The following is a 21732-nucleotide window of genomic DNA, read 5'->3' as shown; positions in this document are numbered from 1 at the left end:
GGGAAGGAACGATGAAAAAAAGCATTCTTGCCACCGGGATTATTGCGGCAGCATTTATCACAGGATTTGGCAGCATCTATCACGATTCAAGACCAAACACAAATAAAGATGGAATCATGACCCTGCGCATGGCTCAAACCTCTTCGGAATCAGGGGCCATTGGTCAGTCTATGAACCAGTTTGCACAACGAATCAATGAACGGACCAATGGAAAGATTCAAGTGGAAATTTATCATAATGGGCAGTTAGGGGCAGAAATTGACACCATAGAAGGGTGTCAGATGGGGACCATAGATTTAGCGGTGGTCAACCAGTCTACTCTTGGAAATTTTATATCTGATTTTCCCGCACTTGACATTCCCTACTTAATTACTTCAACCAAGCAGGCGGATCAGGTATTTTTAGGGGAGATTGGAAATCATTTTCTGGAAGAATTATCGGATGTTGAATTGTATGGGCTTGGAATTTGGGAGTCAGGCTTTCGTAATCTTACCAATAGTAAAACAGAGGTGAATCAGGTGTCTGATATCAAGGGATTAAAGATAAGGACAATGGAAAACCAGATCCACATCTCCTTTTGGAAAGCACTTGGTGCGGATGCGACTCCTATGGCATGGGGGGAGGCTTATACGGCTTTGCAGCAGGGGGCATTGGATGGGCAAGAGAATCCCTGTACCGTTATTTTAACCAATAATGTGGCACAAGTGAACAAAAATCTAGCGGTTACGGAACATGCGTACTCTACGGTATTTCTCATTATGAGCCCTACCGCATGGGCCTCTTTGGGGGAGGAAAACCAGCGGATTTTTAAGGAAACTGTATTGGAATGTGGTCTAGAAGAGAGAAATCTAAGCAGAAAGATGGATGCAGAGTCCATTGATCAGTTAAAAGAACAGGGAATGACAGTCACGTATCCAGACAAGCAGGAATTTATAAAAGCAGCGGCTCCTCTTTATAAAGAGTGGGAAAAACAGTATGGGGATATCATTACAAAGATCCGTTCCTTCCAAACAGAAAGTGAGGAATAAAAGATGCAGAAATTAAAAGAGATCTTTATAAAGATCCAAGCGTTTAACCGCATACTTGTAAGTCTGGCTTTGGTATCCATGATTTTAGTTGTATTTTTACAAACATTTTGCAGATTTGTTATATTTAGAAGCCTATCTTGGTCTGAAGAATTGTCCCGGTATCTTTTTGTGGCAGTTATTGTACTAGGGGTTAATTTAGCAATCACCAATCATTTGTTTGTAAGAATTGAGATTATTGATACCTATTTAAAGGGAAAGGCTTTAATTGCTCTGGAGCTGTTACGGAAATTTATTATGATATTTGTAAATATCATTTTTGTTTACAGTAGTTACAAGCTGATCCTCATTGGGAGATTTCAGACGAGTCCTGCCATGGGAGTGCCTATGAGTCTCTTATATGGACTGATTTTCATCGGTTTTTTATTCAATGTCTTAGCTAGTATGTTAGATCTCTATGAAACATATGTAAGAACAGAAAGAAAGGGGGAAGCAAACGAATGAATGGTGCTGCAATTGCTTTAATACTTGTATTGGTGGTGGCTATGGCATGTGGGCTGGAAATTACTTGGTCCCTTGCGCTTGCCTGTATTACAGCCGTGTTATTGGATCCGAAACTATCGTTTGTTGTGGTGTCTCAGAGGATTTTTGCCAATTCCAACAGCTTTTCTATGCTTGCGATTCCAGCTTTTATATTAGCGGGGGATATTATGTCAAAAGGTGGTTTATCCAAACGTCTGGTTGCGTTTGCGGATTCTTTGGTGGGCTGGGTATCCGGAGGGATTTCCTTGGTATCCATTGTAGCCTGTACCTTTTTTGCTGCTATATCTGGTTCCTCTGTGGCAACGACAGCTGCGATTGGGGGACTGATGTATCCGGAGATGGTGAAAAGAGGGTATCCGGAGGACTATTCAGCAGCCATACAGGCAATTGGAGGAACCTTAGGTATCGTGATTCCGCCCAGTATCGTACTGGTAATCTATGGAAATATCACGGGAACTTCGGTTGGAGATCTATTAATGGCCGGTGTGATCCCAGGATTTATCTGCTGTTTGTTTCTGTGTGTCTACGCGTTTTTAAAAGCGAAAAAGTATAACTTTCCGAAAGCAGATGGTTTCTCTTTTAAACGGTTTCTTTTTTCTTTTAAGGATGCAATTTGGGCACTTGTGATGCCAATCATTATTTTAGGAGGCATTTATGCAGGTGTTTTCACTCCAACAGAATCAGCGGTGGTTGCAGTTGTTTATGGGATAATCGTCTGCCTGTTTATTTATAAGGAGGTTACGTTAAAAAGTATTTGGAACATCGTAAATGATACTGCAGTTGGTACTGCCAATTTGATGGTTCTGGTGGTTACCGCTCAGATGTTTGGCTGGCTGATATCCTATTATCAGATTCCTCAGTATGTTACGGATTTTATGTTATCATACGTTTCTGGAAAGTACATGTTTTGGGGGATTATTATCTTATTACTTTGTGTTTGCGGTATGTTCCTAGAAGTTGGAGCAACCAACCTAATCCTTGCACCAATCCTTGCCCCGATTGCAGCGGCGTTTGGTATTGACCCCATTCATTTTGGCCTTACTTTTGTATTTCTCCTTGCAATGGGACAGGCAACCCCACCGTTTGGAACCTGTATGTTTGTCGCTTGCGGCATCAGCAAACGATCGGTTGGAGGCGTGGCAAAACAAATTTTGCCCTTCGTACTAGTGGAGGTCGGTTGTGGGATTCTGTTTGCTTTCATACCGGCTCTCACCACTTTTTTACCTAATTTAATCTCGTAGATTTCTTTTTAATAAAACATAAGGAGGCAATTATGAAAGAGACAATGAAAGAAGTAGTAATTACACAACCTCAAAAGTATGAGGTGAGAGAAGTGCCAGTACCACAGCTGGCAGATGAGAATGAGGTCCTGATTCAAATGAAATCAGCAGGGGTATGTGGAAGTGATCATCACATCTATCATGGATTGAATCCCTGCTCTACTTATCCAAGAATCCCAGGTCATGAAAATGCGGGTGTGGTGGCTAAAATAGGTTCTAATGTTACCAATGTAAAAGTGGGAGATCATGTAATCGTGGATTTGATCCATACATGTGGAACCTGTTATCAGTGTAGAATTGGCAGAAAGAATGTCTGCGAACAGGTAAAGGTAAGAGGGTCAGGTGCAGATGGGGGATTTCGGGAATACTTCACGGCTCCTGCATCGGAAGTATATAAGATTAATGACAGCGTAGATTTTAAAGATGCGGCCTTGGTGGAACCATATGCCATTGGCGCGCATTGTACCAACCGGGCACGAATTCAATCCGACGATGTGGTATTTATCATGGGAGCAGGAACCATAGGATCTATTATTTTACAAACCTGTAAAGCGAAAGGCTGTAAAATGGTTATCTGCTGTGACATTGATGACCAGTCTTTAGAAAGAGCTACCCTCTATGGCGCTGATTACGTGATCAATTCCAAAAAAGAGGATGTGGCAAAGCGGGTTTCGGAAATCACGGATTATCACGGGGTGACGGTTGCCTTTGATGCAGCCTGTTTCCCTGGTTCCTTAACGGCTTGTCTGCAGCTAGGAATTCTGTGTAATGCAGGACGTATGGTGCCTCTTGGATTTTCAACAGCAGAAGAAGGAATTACACAGGCAATGATTAACCAGAGAGAATTGGATATTATCGGTTCCCGCATGTCCTGTTATCAGTTTGAGCCTACCATTGAACGGATGGAAAAGGGGGAATTTAATACAAAAGGGATTGCAACTATGTTTGTAAAATTCAGTGAAATTGAAAAAGTGTTTGATGCCATGGATCATCCCAGTGGGGAATCAAAAAAAATGGTAATTTTATTTGACTAAAAGGGTATAACAAAGGAGAGATAAAATGGCTTACGATTATAAGAAAATGTTTGATGTGACTGGTAAACACGCCATTGTTACAGGAGGAGCGCAAGGGCTTTCTAAGGGAATGGCAGAGGGTCTGTTAGAAAACGGCTGCAAGGTGGTTCTGGTGGATGTTCAAAAGGATAAACTACAAACGGTTTGTGATGAATATCGGAATCTGGGCTATGAGGCGTATGGTGTATGTGGGAATCTTGCAGACCGCGAGGATCTGGATCGGATCTTTCAGGAAGCCATGGAAGTGCTAGACGGAAAGCTGGATATCTTAATTCCTGCTGCTGGAGTACAAAGAAGACATCTTCCAGAAGAATTTCCTGCCCAGGATTGGGAATTGGTATTAAATGTTAACTTAAATGCCGTATTTTTCATGATTCAGAAAGCGTTAAAAGTTATGTTAAAACAGCCAAACGGAGGAAAGATTATAACCATAGGATCTATGGTGACTTGGTTTGGTGGAACTACAGTACCAGCTTATACGGCATCGAAGGGAGCTGTTTCACAGCTTACAAAGAGTTTAGCGGTGGACTGTGCTGGAAGAAACATCAATATTAATTGTATCTGTCCAGGTTATATGGATACCGAAATGTGTGCGAATATGACCCAGGCTAGAAAAGATGAATGTACGGTGAGAATTCCTGCAGGACGTTGGGGAACACCGGATGACTTGAAGGGGCCAGTGCTGTTTTTATCATCACCGGCATCCGATTACTTAAATGGGGCGACCATCCCCATTGACGGTGGTTATCTTGTAAAATAAGCAAAACAGGTGATTGGATGACGTTATATCCAGTCATCTGTTTTTAATTGAATAAAAAACAGTCAATAATTGTAAAATTATGACTAAATAATCTCTCTTGTGTTTGTATATTCTGTACATTGAAAAACAACATACCTTGTGGTAGCATAGAATCAGTTGATAGTTTGTATACAAATTGTAATGTTTGGATACAAATACAACGCTTTGTAGAATCACTGACCAGATTATAAAGCAAAGGAGAATACGCAATATGAATGATTATTTAGCAAAGACCTTTTCTCTTGAGGGGAAAGTGGCATTCGTTACAGGTGCCTCATATGGCATCGGATTTGCGATCGCAAAAAGTCTTGCGGCAGCAGGTGCTACGATTGTTTTTAATGATATCAAACAGGAATTGGTGGATAAAGGAATTGCTTCCTATCAGGAAGAGGGCATAAAGGCACACGGTTATGTGTGTGATGTAACCGATGAAGAAGCGGTAAACAAGCTGGTCGCACAGATTGAGACAGAGGTAGGTGTGGTTGATATTCTGGTGAATAATGCAGGAATCATCAAACGAGTACCAATGTGCGACATGACGGCGGAACAGTTTAGACAGGTGATTGATGTGGATCTAAACGCTCCATTTATCGTAGCAAAAGCTGTGATTCCTTCTATGATTAAAAAAGGCCATGGAAAAATTATTAATATCTGTTCGATGATGTCAGAACTTGGCAGGGAGACCGTATCCGCATATGCAGCAGCAAAAGGCGGACTTAAGATGTTAACTAAGAACATTGCATCCGAATACGGTGAATTTAATATTCAGTGTAATGGGATCGGGCCTGGATACATTGCGACTCCTCAGACTGCACCTCTGCGCGAGACTCAGGCAGATGGTTCCAGACATCCATTTGATCAGTTTATCATTTCCAAAACTCCAGCTGGGCGTTGGGGAGAAGCGGAAGATCTTGCAGGTCCTGCAGTATTTTTATCTTCGGATGCTTCTGACTTTGTGAATGGACATATTCTGTATGTTGACGGTGGTATTTTAGCATACATTGGCAAACAGCCTCAGTAATGAGGGAGCCAGAGCGGGGATATCCCGCCAGATAAAAGCTGCCATGATGTCTGCCATTTTGGCAAATGTCATGGCAGCTTTTGTGTGGCATTGAGTAAAGAAAACGGAGAGGGATCTATGGAAGAAAAGACCAAGACCTATAAAAACCGCGGCGAACTGGTATTTGAAACATTAAAACAGGAAATTCTGGATTTGGAATTAAAGCCAGGACAGATGATAAGTGAAAATGAGATTTGTGAGCGGTTTGCCGTATCTCGGACTCCAGTCAGAGAAGCGGTCAGAAGACTACAGGAACAGGGATTTGTTCTCTCAGTCCCTTATTCGGGGACTCAGGTAACGCTTCTTGATCTGGATAATATCAAACAAATGATCTATATGCGAGTTGCAGTGGAAACCATGGTTATGCGGGATTTTATGGATATGGCGACTCCTCTTTGGATGGAAGAAGTGCGTTATATGATCCGCAAACAACAGGCGCTCATTATGGAGAAAGAGTTTGAACCAGAGCAGTTTTACCGGATTGATGCACAGATGCATGCCATATGGTTTCACGCAACTGGCAAACAGAAACTCTGGGATATGATACAGGCACAACAACTTCATTATACAAGATTTCGTATGCTTGATTTTGTGACAGAAACAGATTTTACCAGAATTATCAGAGAGCATACGGAGTTATTTGAATTATTGGAGAAAAAAGATATTGAAGGCCTGGAACGATCCCTCCGGGAACATCTTTATTATAGTATGAAACGTATGAAGGTTCAGATTGAAGTGGAATACAAAGACTTTTTTGTTGACGCATAAGGAGGAAGACAGATGGAATTATTGTTTCTGGAACCAGTATTTAAGGAAGCTATTTGGGGCGGAGAAAGACTTAGAGAAGTATTTGGCTATGAATTGCCAAGTAATAGCACGGGAGAATGCTGGGCAATTAGCGCTCATAAGAACGGCGAGTGCCGGATCGCGGGCGGTATTTATGATGGTAGATCTTTAAGCAGTCTATGGAAAGAGAACCCTGATTTATTTGGACATTATAAGGGAGACGAGTTTCCTCTTCTGGTTAAAATTATAGATGCAAAGAAGGATTTAAGTATTCAGGTTCATCCAGATAATAATTATGCAAAAATTCATGAAAAGGGATCTCTTGGGAAGACGGAATGCTGGTATATTCTAGACTGTGAACCGGATACGGAGATTGTCATTGGGCATCACGCAAAGAACCAAGAAGAGATGGAGGCTATGATCCAGAATCATCAATGGGATGAATTTATCCGCAGGATTCCAGTGAAAAAAGGAGACTTTTTTCAGATTAATCCAGGTTGCGTTCATGCCATTAAGGGCGGAACTATGATTCTTGAAACTCAGCAGAGCAGTGATATAACCTATCGGGTGTACGATTATGATCGTCTCTCAGATGGAAAACCAAGACAGCTTCATGTGGAGCAGAGTATTGCAACCATCCGGGCGCCATTTAAGGATTTTGAAATTAACCCAGTGGTAGAAAATCTTTCAGGTGCCATTCATACCCATCTCGTGACTTGTAAATATTTTTCTGTAGATAAATACGAGATTGATGGTATCTTCACAAAAGAGTTTAAACCGTATTTTACCAATGTAAGTGTAATCAGTGGAGCTGGTTCCGTGAATGGAATTCCACTCGAAGCTGGTCAGCATTTTATCATACCCGCAAAAAGTGGAGAATTGAGATTTGAAGGAACAATGACAGTCATCTGTTCCAATCCAGAATAAGGAGAACATTATGAGACTAGGTGCATTAGAAGCAGGCGGTACTAAGATGGTTTGTGCCATTGGAAATGAAAAAGGTGAGATTTTTGAACGGATCTCCGTTAAAACAGAAACTCCGGAAAAAACCATGAAAGAACTGATCCGATATTTTAAAGACAAAGACATCGAGGCGCTTGGAATCGGTTGTTTTGGTCCAATCGATTTAAATCGAGATTCCGAGACTTATGGGTATATTACAACAACTCCCAAACTTGCCTGGGTAAATTACAATATAGTAGGAGCCTTTCAGGAGGCTTTAAACGTTCCAGTGGGATTTGATACGGATGTGAATGGTTCAGCCCTTGGAGAGGCAACCTGGGGAATCACAAAGGGGTTGAATAGCAGTATGTATATCACCATTGGTACTGGGGTGGGAGCAGGTGTTATAACCAATGGCAAGCTTCTTCACGGAATGCTTCACCCAGAAGGTGGTCATCTTCTGTTATCAAAACACCCAAAGGATTCGTTTGAAGGAACCTGCCCCTACCACAAGACTTGTTTGGAGGGACTAGCAGCAGGACCTGCCATTGAAGCCAGATGGGGAAAAGGAGGGGCTGAACTGGTAAATCAGCCAGAGGTGTGGGAATTAGAAGCATATTATATTGCTCAAGCCATTGTAGACTATATTATGGTCCTTTCTCCCCAGAGAATAATACTTGGCGGAGGTGTGATGCACCAGGAACATTTGATGCCAATGATACGAGAGGAAGTAAGCCGTCAGTTGGGTGGCTATATTAAGACAAAAGAACTTTCTGATCTGGAACATTATCTTGTATTACCTAGCCTTAATGACAACCAGGGGATTATGGGAGCATTAAAATTGGCATGGGATGAGCATCAGATGTTAATGAAAGGATAATTGCCATTTTTCTCCTAATGAAATTCCATTTCCTGTATGTTAATATACAAAATGTAACAGAAATGTAATAAATGTGTAACATATAAGGAGGATATTTCCATGAGAAAATTACCAGTATTTATTTTAGCAGCAGCTACCGTTCTTTCCATTGCAGGTGTACCAATGACAGCACAAGCAGCAAGTTGTTCGAATTCCTATTCTAACTGTTTCTCTTCTAATTGTTATGGGCAGTTTGGAAATTTCAATTTAAGCCAGTACGGATGCAGCAACAGAAACAGCAGAAATTGCTATACGTCTGGAAGAAATAGTTCTTCCTGCTATGGATCCAATTCTTATTTCAGAAGTTGGAGATAGTGTAAATTATAAACTGTTTGAAAAACAGCCACAGAACATACGGTTCCGGGGCTGTTTTTGAATTACTTATTTGCCGTCTGTGATCTCTTCTAGCACATGAATTAAGTCATGGATGGTGTTAATTTGAACGTTCCGCTCCAAAATCTCATTTTTTAAGTCAGTGGACAGGGTTTCAAATTTCGCCTGGACGGCAGGAGCTATATATGACATGGTTATCACCTCATTGCTATCATGTGCACCTTAACTTTGACTTATACGTAATTTTTTATTACGAATAAAAAAAATCAAGATTCATAAAAAGGACGAAAACCAGAATTCTGATTTTCGCCCTGATGAGGTCTAATACTTATGATCGGGCAGTTTTACAAAACAAGGTAAGCCAAAAGGGATTCATGGCAACAAGGGTCAATGAGTTGTTTCTCGTTGGTAAGGCGGTTTTATGGCGGTTTTTGTTGCCAGTTCTACCTGTTTGCTTTCCTATCCTTGTTCTGTACTGTATTATATGCATGTTTCCATCATCTGTGAACAAGCTGATGGTTAGCGGATTGAGAAATTTAACGTCTCATTGCCACAAGTGAATACAAGAGTGAGTGGATCTTCGGAAGAACCCACGCTATCTGGAATCTTAAATGCTATGTTTCCCTCTTTTGATGATAATGGATTAACGCTGGAGCTAACGATGGATTTTGTATACCCCAGTAAGTTAGTCTGGCTAAATTCGTAGCCATCCCCGAATAGAACTTTTGCTGAAATATCATCTTCCATGGGGAATGTGGAGAGGAAGGTATCCGCTTTTTTTCCTTCATTGGAAGCAGTCAGTGTGATTAATAAATATTTATTCCCTTCATCTGGGTTAAACTGACCGTATGTGTCAGGTACCGTATCTAATATCTGCATATTGTTAACGGTCACAGTCCATTCACCGATTTTTGCCGATTCACCCAATGGAATCGTCTCTGAAACAGCTTCTGTTTCTGCTTCCGTGGTTTCTTCGGAAGTGGTTACTTCTGCTTTGCTCGTGTTTTCCCCCTTTTCGGCGGTTGCCTTGCTTCCACATGCAGTAGCTGTGATTGTTGCGACACATAATAGAGATACCAATAATAACTTTTTCATACGTTTCCTCTTTTCCTTTGTATATGATAAAAAATATAGGTAATTTAATCCCATTGAAAATAGAAAAAATTACCAAATATATAGTATCATATTTTCATGGAAATAACAAGGCTGTAAGAACTTACGTTCTCGCTTCTCATTGATTTGAAAGCGACTGGAGCGACTGGAGCCACCGGAGCGACTGGATCAACTGGACCGATTGGACCGACTGGAGCGATAGGTCCAGGTTTTAATTCTTATCTAAACGGAAAAATCACCGTTAATAAGTTGAATATTCCTATAAATACTATTATTGCTTATGAAAACGTAATTATCGTTGGAAGCGATTTTAGTTATAATTCAACAACGGGGATATTTACAATCAACACAACTGGCACTTATGTTTTTGATTGGAAGATGGCAATTGCTGCGACTCCTGCAACGCTAACTACACAAGTTAATATGGTGTTAATACCTGGTAGCATATTTATAGCGGGAATGGGTGTTACGGCGACAAATCCAGCCATAACAGGTAGTAGCACTGTTTATGCAGCCACCGCTGGTGATTAAATTGCATTCATTAATGCTTCTGACGGTCCGGTTACAATAAATTTTGCTGGAACCGTTGGACCACTTCTTATGATTGTAGTATTTAGAATTTAATTGTCGATTATTGCGATATGTTAGGAGTTTGATTTAGATTTAAATAAGCGTATAATTAAATATATAGATATTTTATTTACGGTATTTGTTTTCAAGTTATAACCACGCGAAACAAAATAACGAAGGAGGAAATAGCATGAGTAAGTACCAAAGACCAGTTTTTGTGAACCAACTTATGTCAAATCATTCAGTAAAAACTGTAAGTAAATTTATTGCGTACAAAACTTGGAATGATTCTAGTTTGTGGTTTGCAGAGGTAGTAGATGATGGTAATGCCTTTTTTCACTGGCATCAGGGAAAGAAAGAAGAAGGGCATAAAGATACTATTATTAATTATATCTCTGCAGACGGTAAACCATGGCAGGCAACCATTAAAGATTATGTGTTTTTCCATTCTCCCAAAGGGGATACTTCACGAGGCCATTCGGATACTATAATTACATACATTAGTGGTGATAATGCTGCTTATGAAGGAAGTTTTGCAGAATGGTATGATGAGTAATAATCAATAATATTAGAAAAGAGGCGCCAAGGTGTCTCTTTTTTATTCCCCTAAACAAACTAAAGTGAGGTGGTGAGGCTGTTGGCAATAACAGCCATGCAGAAAATGTGACTTATCTCAAGATCAAAAAAATGAAACTGCCGCCGGGAGGAAATAGACATTGTGCAATTCCAGTTAACTTAATAAAATAAAACCAGCATGATTTCTATGCTTGGTTTACATGGGGAACTATGTTTAATAACGAAAAGGAGAATGCTTTAATGCGCAAGCTGAAATTGCTTGAGGATTGAAAGAATTAGGAAACGCAGACAAAAGCTTTGTAAAATCTAGCTTTTTCTAATATAATAATCGGAGTAACAGGATTTGAACCTGCGACCTCTCGGCCCCCAGCCGAGCGCGCTACCAAACTACGCCATACTCCGTTCTTCAACACTATGACATTATAGCAGAAAGTTTTGGATTGGTAAAGTATATTTCTTGAAAAATTTTCTAATTTAATATATGATGAGTAAGACAAGGCAAATTTAGAAGAAAAATAGGTGATAATAGATGAAACCAATTGTGAGTTTTGATGTAGATATGACATTGCTTGACCATAAGGACTGGACCATTCCAAAAAGTGCACTCGAAACCATAGAGAGACTGCGAGAAAATCACACCATTGTGTTGGCAACCGGAAGAGATATGGATTCTATATTTAGTACAGAGGTTCGTGATCAGATCAAACCAGATGCCATTATTCATCTAAATGGAACCAAGGTTACCGTAGGGGACCAGGTGATTTATGAGCACACATTTGATAAGCAGCTATTAAAGCAAATACTTGACTATGTTGAAACCACCCCTTATAGTGTGGGTACAACTGTGGAAGGCTTTGATTACTACGTACACCCCGAAGTGGTGATGGAACATGATAAAAATCTATGGGGGGAATGTGGCCGGAAATTTGAAGATGCGAAGGGGCTTTTGAATCAAGATGTAAGAACCATGGCTTATATAGGGAATGAAACAGGGGCAAAACGCATAGTAGAAATGTTTCCAGACATTCATGTACATATGTTTGCAGATAAGAATGGGGCAGATGTGGTAGAGAAAAAAGCATCCAAGGCAGTCGGTTTGAAACGGCTCTGTGATTATTATGGTCTGCCTCTGTCTAAGACAGTGGCATTTGGAGATAGTATGAATGATTTTGATATAGTTAAAGCGGCTGGAATCGGAATTGCCATGGGAAATGCTATGGAAGAACTGAAACAGGCAGCCGACTATGTAACAGATCCCATTGATCAGGATGGAATTAAAAACGCCTGTCTTCATTTTAAGTTAATCCGTCAGGGAGGGAATTGATGGCAGTCCATTTTGATCTTTTGATTATTGGAGGAGGCCCAGGGGGATATACGGCGGCTTTAAAAGCAGCTACACTGGGAATGAATACGGCGATTGTGGAAAAAGAAAAAATTGGTGGTACCTGTGTGAATAAAGGCTGCATTCCAACGAAATCACTGCTTTATGCTTCCAGTATTTTTGAAACCTTAAAAAACAGCGATCAGTTTGGTGTGTCCAGTGATTTTATAGCCTTTGACTTTCAAAAGATGCAGCAGTATAAAAAGAGGTCTGTAAAATCTTACCGGAAAGAAATTGAAGAACAATTAGAACAGGCAGGTGTTACGACTCTTTATGGGAAAGCAACCATTCGCAGGGGGCATACCGTAGAAGTCAATGGTCCAGCTGGCAAAGATTATTATGAGGCAGATCACATTATAATTGCAACGGGGGCAGAATCTGTAATTCCTGAAATACCAGGAAATGATCTGCCAGGAGTGTTAACCAGTGACCGATTGCTGGCTTCTGATGTATGGAATTATGACCGGTTGATTATCGTAGGGGGAGGCGTGATTGGTGTGGAATTTGCAACCATATTTCGAGCGCTTTGTTCACAGGTAACGATATTAGAACGGGAAAACTCTCTATTAGGGCCAATGGACCAAGAAGTTTCCAGCGCTTTGGAGGCTGATCTTATAAAAAAGGGAATTACGGTACATTGTCAGGCAAAAATAAAAGAGATTAGAGAAGATCCGCAGGGACTTATTTGCGAGTTTGAAAAAAACGGTTCAAAACAGATTATTCGATCAGGCCATGTATTAATTGCTGCGGGAAGAAAACCCTATCTGGATGGATTGCTGGGAGAAGATGTGGGGATAGAAATGAAAAGTGGATGTTTGAAAGTGGATTCCAAATTCCATACCAGTGTTTCAGGGATCTATGCCATCGGTGATGTGGCAGCAGATATCAGACTGGCTCACGTAGCGGCAGCACAAGGCACCTATGTGGTAGAAGAAATAGCAGGAGTGAATCATACCATACGGCTTAGTGTAGTGCCAAACGGTATGTTTGTAGAGTTGCCTGTTGTCCCAAGCTGTATTTATACGGAACCGGAGATTGCTTCTGTTGGAATTACCAGAGAGGCGGCAATTGCTTCTAATATGAAAGTTCGCTGTGGACGATGTTCCATGAGTGGGAATGGGAAATCAATTATTACGAGAGAAGAAAATGGATTTATTCATCTGGTATTTGAGGAATATTCAGAAACCCTCGTAGGGGCTCAGATTGTCTGCAAACGGGCAACTGACATGATCAGTGAACTGACAACAGCAATCGCCAATGGATTGACAGTGAATCAACTTTTATTTGCCATGCGTGCACATCCGACTTATAGTGAGGGGATTACTTCAGCCATAGAAAATTATTTTGAAAATAAAGGAGTAAAAAATCAATGATAAAAGACAGACTCAAAGAATTACGAAGCTTAATGCAAGAGAGACAAATGGATGCGTATTTAATTCCTACTTCCGATTTCCATGAATCGGAATATGTTGGAGATTATTTTAAAAGCAGGGAATTCATAACTGGATTTAGTGGTTCCGCAGGTACTGTAGTGATTACGATGAATGAAGCAGGACTCTGGACAGATGGGAGGTATTTTGTTCAGGCAGGAAAGCAATTAAAAGATACAGGGATTACATTAATGAAGATGGGACAACCTGGGGTTCCCTCTATTTCTGATTATTTACATCAAGAACTTTCGGATAACGCGTGTCTTGGCTTTGATGGACGGGCAGTGAACTGCCAGATGGGACAGGATTTAAAAAAATCTCTGGAAGACAAGCACGTCACATTCAAATATCAGGAAGATCTTACGGATAAAATCTGGAAAGACCGTCCTGCATTGTCCGCAGAGCCTGTTTGGATCTTGGATGAAAAATTTGCTGGGAAATCTGCAAAAGAAAAGATCGAAGATCTGAGAAATGAGATGAGAAAAGAAAGAGCAACCGTGCATGTGCTTACTACATTGGACGATATTGCATGGCTGTTAAATATCAGGGGCAATGATGTGGAGTGTAATCCAGTGGTACTGTCTTATGCAATGATCACATTGGATCGTTTCTATCTTTACATCAATGAAACGGTATTGAATGATGAGGTAACGGCCTATTTGAAAGGGCTATCTATCACCACACGGCCTTACGAACAGGTTTATTCTTCTGTTTCTCAGTTAAGAGACCAGAGTGTTTTATTGGAAGCATCAAAAACCAATTATGCAATTGTGGAGAACATCAACGAATCCAACCGACTAATTGATAAAATGAATCCAACGGTTCTTGCAAAGGCAATCAAAAACCAAACCGAAGTGGAAAATATGAAAGAAGCCCATAGAAAAGATGGGGCAGCTTTGGTGAAATTCATCTATTGGATGAAGCAGAATGTTTCAAAGGGAACAATTACGGAAGTGAGTGCACAAGAATATCTGGATCACCTCCGCTCAGAGCAGGAAGGAAACCTTGGAATTAGTTTTGATACGATTTCAGCTTATGGTGCCAACGCTGCTATGTGTCATTACAAAGCAACTGCTTTAAATGATACGAAGGTGGAACCAAAGGGGCTGTATCTGGTGGATTCCGGCGGTCAGTATTATGAGGGAACAACGGATGTAACCAGAACCATAGCGGTTGGCCCACTAACGGAGAAAGAACGGGAGCATTTTACGTTAACTGTTATCAGTATGCTCCGTCTTGGTGCGGTAAAGTTTCTCCATGGATGCAGGGGGTTATCTTTGGACTATGTAGCAAGGGAACCATTCTGGAGCAGGGGAATCAACTATGATCATGGAACTGGTCATGGGGTCGGTTATCTATTGAATGTTCACGAACGCCCCAATGGCATCCGTTGGCGTATGGTACCGGAACGGCAGGATAATTGTGAATTGGAAGAGGGAATGATCACTTCAGATGAACCAGGTGTTTATATTGAGGGAAGTCATGGAGTAAGGACGGAAAATCTGATTGTCTGCAAGAAAGCAGAAAAAAATGAGTTTGGTCAATTTATGGAATTTGAATTTTTGACTATGGCTCCCATTGATTTAGAGGCACTTGACAAATCCCTGATGACAGAGCGTGATCTTAAACTGTTAAATGATTATCACCAGGCGGTATACAAAGCCGTATCTTCGTACCTGACGGAAGAAGAGAATGCTTGGTTGAAAGAAAATACAAGAGCGATTTAGAAATTACAGGCAGAATCGAATGTAACGGTTCTGCCTGCTTTGCTGGCAAATACCATCTGGTGTTTGATTTCGTTACTCTTTTTCTAGGTCAAGGAATAAAATGTTTTTATTATATTTTCTGAATAATGGTAGTCTTACTGAGAAGAATGTATTATAATGATTTTTGAAATTAAAAGTGAAAAAACCCGGCAGACTAAGTACGCTATCCAGGTGTTACTGTATGCCGGGGTTTTATTATGTATCGCATAAGCGTGGAAAAGGTGGTTTGATAATGATAGATCATAAAGTCAAAAAGGAAACGAATCGATCCGAAAAAACGGGAAAGAAACGTATGGAAAGCAACAAAAGTAATTGGAAAGGTGAAAAAAAGGAATTTCAGGGAGAAAAGAAATATGGCAAGAAAAGCGGTTCTGACCAAGGGGACAGCCGCAATCAAGGAGATCGCCGAAGGGATGGAGACAACCGGAAGCCGGGAGATGGACGAAAGTATGGAGACAGCCGCAGTCAAGGAGATCGCCGAAGAGATGGAGATAACCAGAAGCCGGGAGACGGTCGAAAGTATGGAGACAGCCGCAGTCAAGGAGATCGCCGAAGGGATGGAGAAAACCGGAAGCCGGGAGATGGTCGAAAGTATGGAGACAGCCGCAGTCAGGGAGATCGCCGAAGGGATGGAGATAACCAGAAGCCGGGAGATGGACGGAAATATGGAGACAGCCGCAGTCAGGGAGATCGCCGAAGAGATGGAGATAACCAGAAGCCGGGAGATGGTCGAAAGTATGGAGACAGCCGCGGTCAGAGAGATCACCGAACGGATGGAGATAACCGGAAGCAGGGAGACGGGCGAGGATCTGATATTCGTAAAAAAGTAGTCACCTCTAAATGTCCGGTGTTTTACCAATGTGGGGGGTGTCAGTTGTTAGATATGCCATACAAGAAACAGCTAGAACAGAAAAAGGTACAACTAGAGATGTTGCTAGAACCATTTTGTAGTTTGGAAGCTATGATCGGCATGGAAGAGCCATATCATTATCGCAACAAGGTTCATGCAGTCTTTGATCACGAAAAAGGAAATCCAATTTCTGGTGTATATGAAGCAAATTCACATCAGGTGGTTCCAGTTGAAAAATGTTTGATTGAAGATGAGAAAGCCGATGAGATTATTGGTACGATTCGTGGTATGTTAAAATCATTCAAAATCCGTACGTATGATGAAGATACGGGTTATGGATTGCTTCGTCATGTACTGATTCGAAAAGGGAGAAGTACTGGGGAGATCATGGTGGTATTAGTGACAGCATCTCCAGTCTTTCCATCCAAAAATAATTTTGTTAAGGCATTAAGGGAAAAGCATCCAGAAATTACAACTATTATTCAGAATGTGAATGGTAGAGGGACCAGTATGGTGTTGGGATACAAGGAACATGTACTGTTTGGAAAAGGCTATATTGAAGATGTTCTTTGTGGACTCAAGTTTCGGATTTCTTCCAAATCATTTTATCAAGTGAACCCGGAGCAAACTGAGATTCTTTATAAAAAGGCAATAGAAGCAGCAGGACTTACCGGAAAGGAACGGGTGATTGATGCTTACTGTGGAGTCGGCACAATCGGAATTGTTGCCAGTAAACATGCAAAAGAAGTGATTGGTGTGGAACTGAATCGGGATGCGGTACGGGATGCCATAGGAAATGCCAAACTAAACGAAGTGAAAAATGTGAAATGTTATTGCAATGATGCAGGAAAATTTATGGTTCATATGGCAGAATCTGGTGAGCGTGTTGACGTGGTATTTATGGATCCGCCCAGAAGTGGAAGTACGGAAGAGTTTATGGATTCAGTTGCCAAATTACAGCCGAAGAAGGTGATATATGTGTCTTGTGGACCGGAAACGTTAGCGAGAGACTTGGAATATTTTAAAAAGAAGGGGTATGAAGCGAAGAAGGCGTGGGGAGTGGATATGTTTCCTATGACAAAACATGTTGAAGCGGTGATAATGATGACGTATTGTGGTAAAGATAAGAAATAGAAGGTTTTGACCACAAGATGTAGTGGCTTTGGGTAGAAAATGAGAGAAAAAGAGGGCTAAAAATTGCGATTTTTAGCCCTCTTTTTTTGCCAATTCCACGGAAGACATAGGGGGGTTACCTATTCATAAGTTGGTTTCAGGAAAATTATGAATTAATATTAACAAATTGAAGCCATAGAAGTTGCTTTAAAAGAACTGGAACAAGAGATAAATAATAATAATTTCAATTCCGCATATTCAGAAATAGCACCCATATGTGGTGTTGAAAATTAATGCTATTGGAAGGAGTAAAAAAAATTAAAAAGGTACCTTAAAAAAACTATTGACAAATAAATAAGGTACCTGTATAATTAAAAATGTAAGGTACCTTTCAAAACTAGTGCATACTGGGAGGAATGTATATGGAAGAAAAAAAATTTGACTTAATTATGCAATTGACACGTGTTGAGTGGTTGCTCCACAAGTATCACCAACAAAACCATATGAATTTTGGACCGATGGGAGATACTCGTAAGGGACAGGGAAGAATTTTAAGCATTCTTAAAATGAAACCAGAAATCACCCAAAAGGAGTTATCATATTTGCTTGAAATGAGACCACAATCGATGGGTGAACTTCTCACAAAACTTGAAAAAAAGGGATATATAAGCCGGACACCTTCAAAAATAGACCGTAGAGTTTTAAATATCAAGCTGACAAAAGAAGGAGAAGAAGCAACAGCAGAATCAACGGATTCGGAATTTAGCTTTGACAAGGTATTTGAATGTCTGAATGATGAGGAACAACAAAACTTGAGCAGTTATTTAGATCGTATTATTAGGACGTTAGAGTCACAGGTTAATGATGAACAGCCAGAACTCGACTTCGACCCACGCATGAAAGGCGGAAATCCGTATCATGGGAATGGTAATCCTCAATTTGGTGGGAGGAATCTTTATGATGAGCGATTTGGAGATCAAGCAAATATGAATGGTACACGAGAACCTCGCAGAGGTAATCCTGACAGACAACAAAGTGGATCAGATCACGAGTAATCAGCTTTTAGCAGCATAATGTATGAAGGCGCTGCGCAATTGACCTATAATGTCAGTGCCTTTATTTTTTTGCGCCAATTTTCGCGCAAAATGATTAGAAAGGAGTTTTTATTATGGAAGATATGGATCAAAAATCAATTTATTATTTAGAGAAGGCACCAGTTTCAAAAGCTATTATGCATATGGTAATTCCGATGATGTTAAGCTTCATTGCTACAATTATTTATAATATTACAGATGCATATTTCATTGGAAAGATGAATAATACGGCAATGATGGCTTCGGTGACTTTGGCACTACCGTTTTCGTGTGTTCTGATGGCATTTGGACATCTGTTTGGTGCAGGTTCAGGTACATTCATTTCAAGACTTTTAGGTGAAAAGAACATTTATCGAGCGAAACAAGTCAGTTCCATTAATTTTTGGTCATCATTGATTACTGGTGTTGTTTTTATGGCGATTTGTCTACCGTTTTTATCATCCATTTTAGGAATGTTAGGAGCTGATGGAGAGACATTTGTACACACAAAGAACTATCTCTTAATGTTCGTCCTTGGTTCACCTTTTGTCATTGCCAGTATATCTTTAGAAGAAGCAGTTAGGGCAGAGGGAGCATCTACGGCATCAATGATTGGTATGATTACAGGAGTTGTTGTTAATATCGTATTGGATCCTTTGTTTATTTTTTTATTTCATTGGGGAGTGGCGGGAGCTGCATTAGCTACAGTACTCGGTAATGTGACATCAGTAGTATGGTACATGTATTACCTTCAGAAAATAAGTAGTGTTCAGAGTATATCAATTAAAGATTTTAAGCCTAGTAGGGAGATTTATGCGAATATTCTCAAAGTTGGTGTTTCCGCATTTTTGCTAGATGGGTTTATGGTAATTACCAGTCTGTTATATAACAATTACTCGATGATTTATGGGGATAGTGTTGTGGCTGGATTTGGAATCTCTCAGAGAATCATTCAGATTATTGATTTTATTAGTATGGGCTTTGCCATGGGATCTGTTCCGTTAATTGCATATGCATATTCTGCACAAAACGACAAGCGATTAATGGAGATTGTTAAGAAAACTATAGTATACATGCTTGGTATTATATTAACAATGTCAGTAATTCTGTTCGCTTTGAAATCACAGGTTATAGGAATCTTTAGCATTGATCCAAAAGTAATTGAAATAGGGCAACGAATACTGTTTGCACAGCTTTGCTCTACTACCTTTGCAGCTTTATCAGGTGTTTTTACTGGAATATTTCAGGCATTTGGAACGGCAGTTCAATCAACAGTAATGTCAGTACTTCGTGGACTTATTTTCATACCAATTCTTATTATTGGCAATATGCTATTTGTTTTAGATGGCGTTATTTGGGCGATGACCATCTCAGAAGGAATAACAGCTTTGGTAGGAATCGTTCTTTGGATTGGAATTAGAGAGAAGATACGGAATCATGTGTTGGTTATTCAGGAGCATGAATAATGCCTATGGGATGTGCCATTGGTATAAGATTGAGTTAAATCCTATGATACGTATTAAATGGAGGTGAGTGAATTGGAAAGTGAAGCGGATAGTAGTAATGAAAATGTGTATAACATAGTTGAAGGCACTTTCCATTCTATTTTATTTTAAGATTGTATGAGAAGGGATTCCTTCAAAAAAGTAATTATGGAGGTGTAATCAATGCTTGAAATATATAAAACTGTAGACAATAGAATACTACGTACAGATGAATTTGAGGAAGGTTCGTGGGTAAATCTGGTGAATCCCAATGGTCTGGAACTTGATAGAGTAAGTAGCAGCTTAAACGTTGAAATGGAATTTTTAAAAGCGGCATTAGATGAAGAAGAAAGATCAAGAATCGAAAATATGAATGCTCAAACATTGATTATTGTAGATATACCTATTGTTGAAATTGCTACAGGAACAGAATTATATATTACCATTCCCCTTGCAATCATTTTATTGGAACATTTAATTATTACGGTATGCTTAAAAGACAACATTCTAATTAATGACTTTAAAAATAACAGGATCAAAACATTTTTCACGCAATTTAAGACAAGATTTGTCTTGCAAATCCTACTTAAAAATGCAAATGGTTATTTGCATTATTTGCGTAACATCGACAAAACAAGTAGCGAATTGGAACAACATTTGTATCGTTCAATGAAAAACAATGAGCTAATTAAAATGCTTCAATTAGAAAAAAGTTTGGTTTATTTCTCTACATCATTAAAATCGAATCAAATCGTATTGGAAAAGCTTATGAAATATGAATATTTGAAGAATTATCCTGAAGATGAAGAGCTTCTGGAAGATGTGATTATCGAAAACAAGCAGGCGATTGAGATGGCATATATTTATAGCAGTGTACTTTCCGGGACAATGGGTACCGTCGCTTCATTAATTTCGAATAATTTGAATATCGTTATGAAGGTATTAACATCTATAACAATAGTAATGGCAATACCTACTATGATATCGAGCTTCTTTGGTATGAATGTCGTCTTACCATTAACATTACAATGTTCGTTTTGGATTATAGTTGGTTTCTCTGTAATAATTAGTAGCATTGTAGGGTTTATTTTATACAAGAAACAATTATTCTAGCATACCACTGAAGGAGAGTTTATTCTAGTATACCATGGATAGATGATCCGGTCTTTCCTACTGTAATAAACTTTTCTACATAGATACGGCAGGTTACTACGTAAACTATGGTATTGTCGTATACCTAGCGGTACGTATGGTGGTATGAAAGGTCGGCTACTCAATTAATGGGTAACCGCCTATCCGATTAATCTTAGAAAGTGGCTAAGGGCTTAACACACAGCACATATTCTACTCAGGCAGCAAGCCCTAACTGCTTACTTATTGAAATATTTATTTAATTTGTTGGGAATACTTCATTTCTTAGGAAAAACTTTTTATTCAAAATATAAATTCCACACCAGCCTAGCAATAGTAACAATTCTGTCAGGACAACAGTAAACGCTCCATAGTGAATGCGTAGATTTCTTTCTATGTATCTGAGATAATAGGCTCATTAAATCAAAAAAGTTAACCTCAACTTTTTTGACATCTATAGGAGGACTGTCTATGAACTCAACAAC

At 39.8% G+C, this 21732-nt stretch carries 22 protein-coding genes and 1 tRNA gene; 19 read left to right on the top strand and 4 right to left on the bottom strand.

Features of this window, described 5'->3' with window-relative positions; genetic code table 11:
• The first annotated feature begins 11 nt into the window (after nucleotides 1–11).
• The 10 genes from EFT72_RS15335 to EFT72_RS19505 all read left to right on the top strand — a co-directional run bounded on the left by EFT72_RS15335 (nucleotide 12) and on the right by EFT72_RS19505 (nucleotide 8742).
• Nucleotides 12–1028, top strand: coding sequence for a TRAP transporter substrate-binding protein (locus tag EFT72_RS15335; RefSeq protein ID WP_124067800.1), 1017 nt, complete (start codon nucleotides 12–14; stop codon nucleotides 1026–1028).
• Between the two features lie 3 nt (nucleotides 1029–1031).
• Entirely contained in the window at nucleotides 1032–1529 is a 498-nt protein-coding gene (locus EFT72_RS15330; RefSeq protein WP_124067799.1) for a TRAP transporter small permease subunit, read from the top strand.
• Complete coding sequence (locus EFT72_RS15325; RefSeq protein ID WP_124067798.1) at nucleotides 1526–2809, top strand: TRAP transporter large permease; 1284 nt, start codon at nucleotides 1526–1528, stop codon at nucleotides 2807–2809. The genes EFT72_RS15330 and EFT72_RS15325 overlap by 4 nt, the downstream gene beginning before the upstream one ends.
• A 32-nt stretch (nucleotides 2810–2841) precedes the next feature.
• Nucleotides 2842–3882 carry an alcohol dehydrogenase catalytic domain-containing protein gene (locus EFT72_RS15320; protein WP_124067797.1) on the top strand — a complete coding sequence of 347 codons (1041 nt, stop codon included), beginning with the start codon at nucleotides 2842–2844 and terminating at the stop codon, nucleotides 3880–3882.
• 25 nt (nucleotides 3883–3907) lie between these two features.
• The gene (locus EFT72_RS15315; protein ID WP_124067796.1) at nucleotides 3908–4681 is read left to right on the top strand and encodes an SDR family NAD(P)-dependent oxidoreductase; all 774 of its coding nucleotides are present in this window, start codon (nucleotides 3908–3910) and stop codon (nucleotides 4679–4681) included.
• A 250-nt stretch (nucleotides 4682–4931) separates the two neighbouring features.
• Nucleotides 4932–5741 (top strand): gluconate 5-dehydrogenase, encoded by an 810-nt coding sequence (locus EFT72_RS15310; protein WP_124067795.1) that lies wholly within the window; start codon nucleotides 4932–4934, stop codon nucleotides 5739–5741.
• 117 nt (nucleotides 5742–5858) lie between these two features.
• The gene (locus tag EFT72_RS15305) at nucleotides 5859–6548 is read left to right on the top strand and encodes a GntR family transcriptional regulator (RefSeq protein ID WP_124067794.1); all 690 of its coding nucleotides are present in this window, start codon (nucleotides 5859–5861) and stop codon (nucleotides 6546–6548) included.
• A 12-nt stretch (nucleotides 6549–6560) separates the two neighbouring features.
• Nucleotides 6561–7493 carry a type I phosphomannose isomerase catalytic subunit gene (locus EFT72_RS15300; protein ID WP_124067793.1) on the top strand — a complete coding sequence of 311 codons (933 nt, stop codon included), beginning with the start codon at nucleotides 6561–6563 and terminating at the stop codon, nucleotides 7491–7493.
• A gap of 10 nt (nucleotides 7494–7503) precedes the next feature.
• Nucleotides 7504–8388 (top strand): ROK family protein, encoded by an 885-nt coding sequence (locus tag EFT72_RS15295; protein ID WP_124067792.1) that lies wholly within the window; start codon nucleotides 7504–7506, stop codon nucleotides 8386–8388.
• Nucleotides 8389–8487: 99 nt separating this feature from the next.
• Nucleotides 8488–8742 (top strand): hypothetical protein, encoded by a 255-nt coding sequence (locus EFT72_RS19505; RefSeq protein ID WP_206426665.1) that lies wholly within the window; start codon nucleotides 8488–8490, stop codon nucleotides 8740–8742.
• A 66-nt stretch (nucleotides 8743–8808) separates the two neighbouring features.
• Here EFT72_RS19505 and EFT72_RS19325 read toward each other — a convergent pair whose 3' ends face one another.
• Entirely contained in the window at nucleotides 8809–8952 is a 144-nt protein-coding gene (locus EFT72_RS19325) for a hypothetical protein (protein WP_164473181.1), read from the bottom strand.
• Between the two features lie 327 nt (nucleotides 8953–9279).
• A complete protein-coding gene (locus EFT72_RS15285) occupies nucleotides 9280–9855 on the bottom strand; it encodes a DUF4352 domain-containing protein (RefSeq protein WP_164473180.1) in 576 nt (191 codons plus the stop codon).
• A gap of 144 nt (nucleotides 9856–9999) precedes the next feature.
• On the opposite strand from EFT72_RS15285, the gene EFT72_RS15280 reads away from it, so the two are divergent.
• Nucleotides 10000–10404 carry a hypothetical protein gene (locus tag EFT72_RS15280; RefSeq protein ID WP_164473179.1) on the top strand — a complete coding sequence of 135 codons (405 nt, stop codon included), beginning with the start codon at nucleotides 10000–10002 and terminating at the stop codon, nucleotides 10402–10404.
• Nucleotides 10405–10633: 229 nt separating this feature from the next.
• Nucleotides 10634–10999, top strand: a complete 366-nt coding sequence (locus EFT72_RS15275) for a DUF4751 family protein (protein WP_124067789.1) — start codon at nucleotides 10634–10636, stop codon at nucleotides 10997–10999.
• 348 nt (nucleotides 11000–11347) lie between these two features.
• On the opposite strand, the gene EFT72_RS15270 is transcribed toward EFT72_RS15275, so the two are convergent.
• Nucleotides 11348–11421: transfer RNA gene (locus EFT72_RS15270), tRNA-Pro, on the bottom strand.
• A 127-nt stretch (nucleotides 11422–11548) separates the two neighbouring features.
• Between EFT72_RS15270 and EFT72_RS15265 the strand changes: the two genes are divergently transcribed.
• The 7 genes from EFT72_RS15265 to EFT72_RS15235 all read left to right on the top strand — a co-directional run bounded on the left by EFT72_RS15265 (nucleotide 11549) and on the right by EFT72_RS15235 (nucleotide 21229).
• Complete coding sequence (locus tag EFT72_RS15265; protein WP_206426664.1) at nucleotides 11549–12343, top strand: Cof-type HAD-IIB family hydrolase; 795 nt, start codon at nucleotides 11549–11551, stop codon at nucleotides 12341–12343.
• Nucleotides 12343–13773, top strand: coding sequence for a dihydrolipoyl dehydrogenase (gene lpdA, locus EFT72_RS15260; protein WP_124067788.1), 1431 nt, complete (start codon nucleotides 12343–12345; stop codon nucleotides 13771–13773). The genes EFT72_RS15265 and lpdA overlap by 1 nt, the downstream gene beginning before the upstream one ends.
• Nucleotides 13770–15557, top strand: coding sequence for an aminopeptidase P family protein (locus EFT72_RS15255; protein WP_124067787.1), 1788 nt, complete (start codon nucleotides 13770–13772; stop codon nucleotides 15555–15557). The genes lpdA and EFT72_RS15255 overlap by 4 nt, the downstream gene beginning before the upstream one ends.
• A 271-nt stretch (nucleotides 15558–15828) precedes the next feature.
• The gene (gene rlmD / locus EFT72_RS15250; RefSeq protein WP_243110033.1) at nucleotides 15829–17580 is read left to right on the top strand and encodes a 23S rRNA (uracil(1939)-C(5))-methyltransferase RlmD; all 1752 of its coding nucleotides are present in this window, start codon (nucleotides 15829–15831) and stop codon (nucleotides 17578–17580) included.
• A gap of 401 nt (nucleotides 17581–17981) precedes the next feature.
• Entirely contained in the window at nucleotides 17982–18614 is a 633-nt protein-coding gene (locus tag EFT72_RS15245) for a MarR family transcriptional regulator (protein WP_124067786.1), read from the top strand.
• Nucleotides 18615–18727: 113 nt separating this feature from the next.
• Complete coding sequence (locus EFT72_RS15240) at nucleotides 18728–20098, top strand: MATE family efflux transporter (RefSeq protein ID WP_124067785.1); 1371 nt, start codon at nucleotides 18728–18730, stop codon at nucleotides 20096–20098.
• A gap of 201 nt (nucleotides 20099–20299) precedes the next feature.
• A complete protein-coding gene (locus tag EFT72_RS15235) occupies nucleotides 20300–21229 on the top strand; it encodes a magnesium transporter CorA family protein (RefSeq protein ID WP_124067784.1) in 930 nt (309 codons plus the stop codon).
• 317 nt (nucleotides 21230–21546) lie between these two features.
• Here EFT72_RS15235 and EFT72_RS19500 read toward each other — a convergent pair.
• The coding region (locus EFT72_RS19500; protein ID WP_206426663.1) for a hypothetical protein at nucleotides 21547–21732 on the bottom strand (186 nt) is incomplete at its 5' end.

The sequence above is a fragment of the Clostridium sp. E02 genome, from assembly GCF_003833015.1.
Lineage (GTDB): Bacteria > Bacillota > Clostridia > Lachnospirales > Lachnospiraceae > Lacrimispora.
The sequence above is the reverse complement of the archived record's forward strand: the minus strand, read 5'-3'. Positions and strand labels throughout refer to the sequence as shown.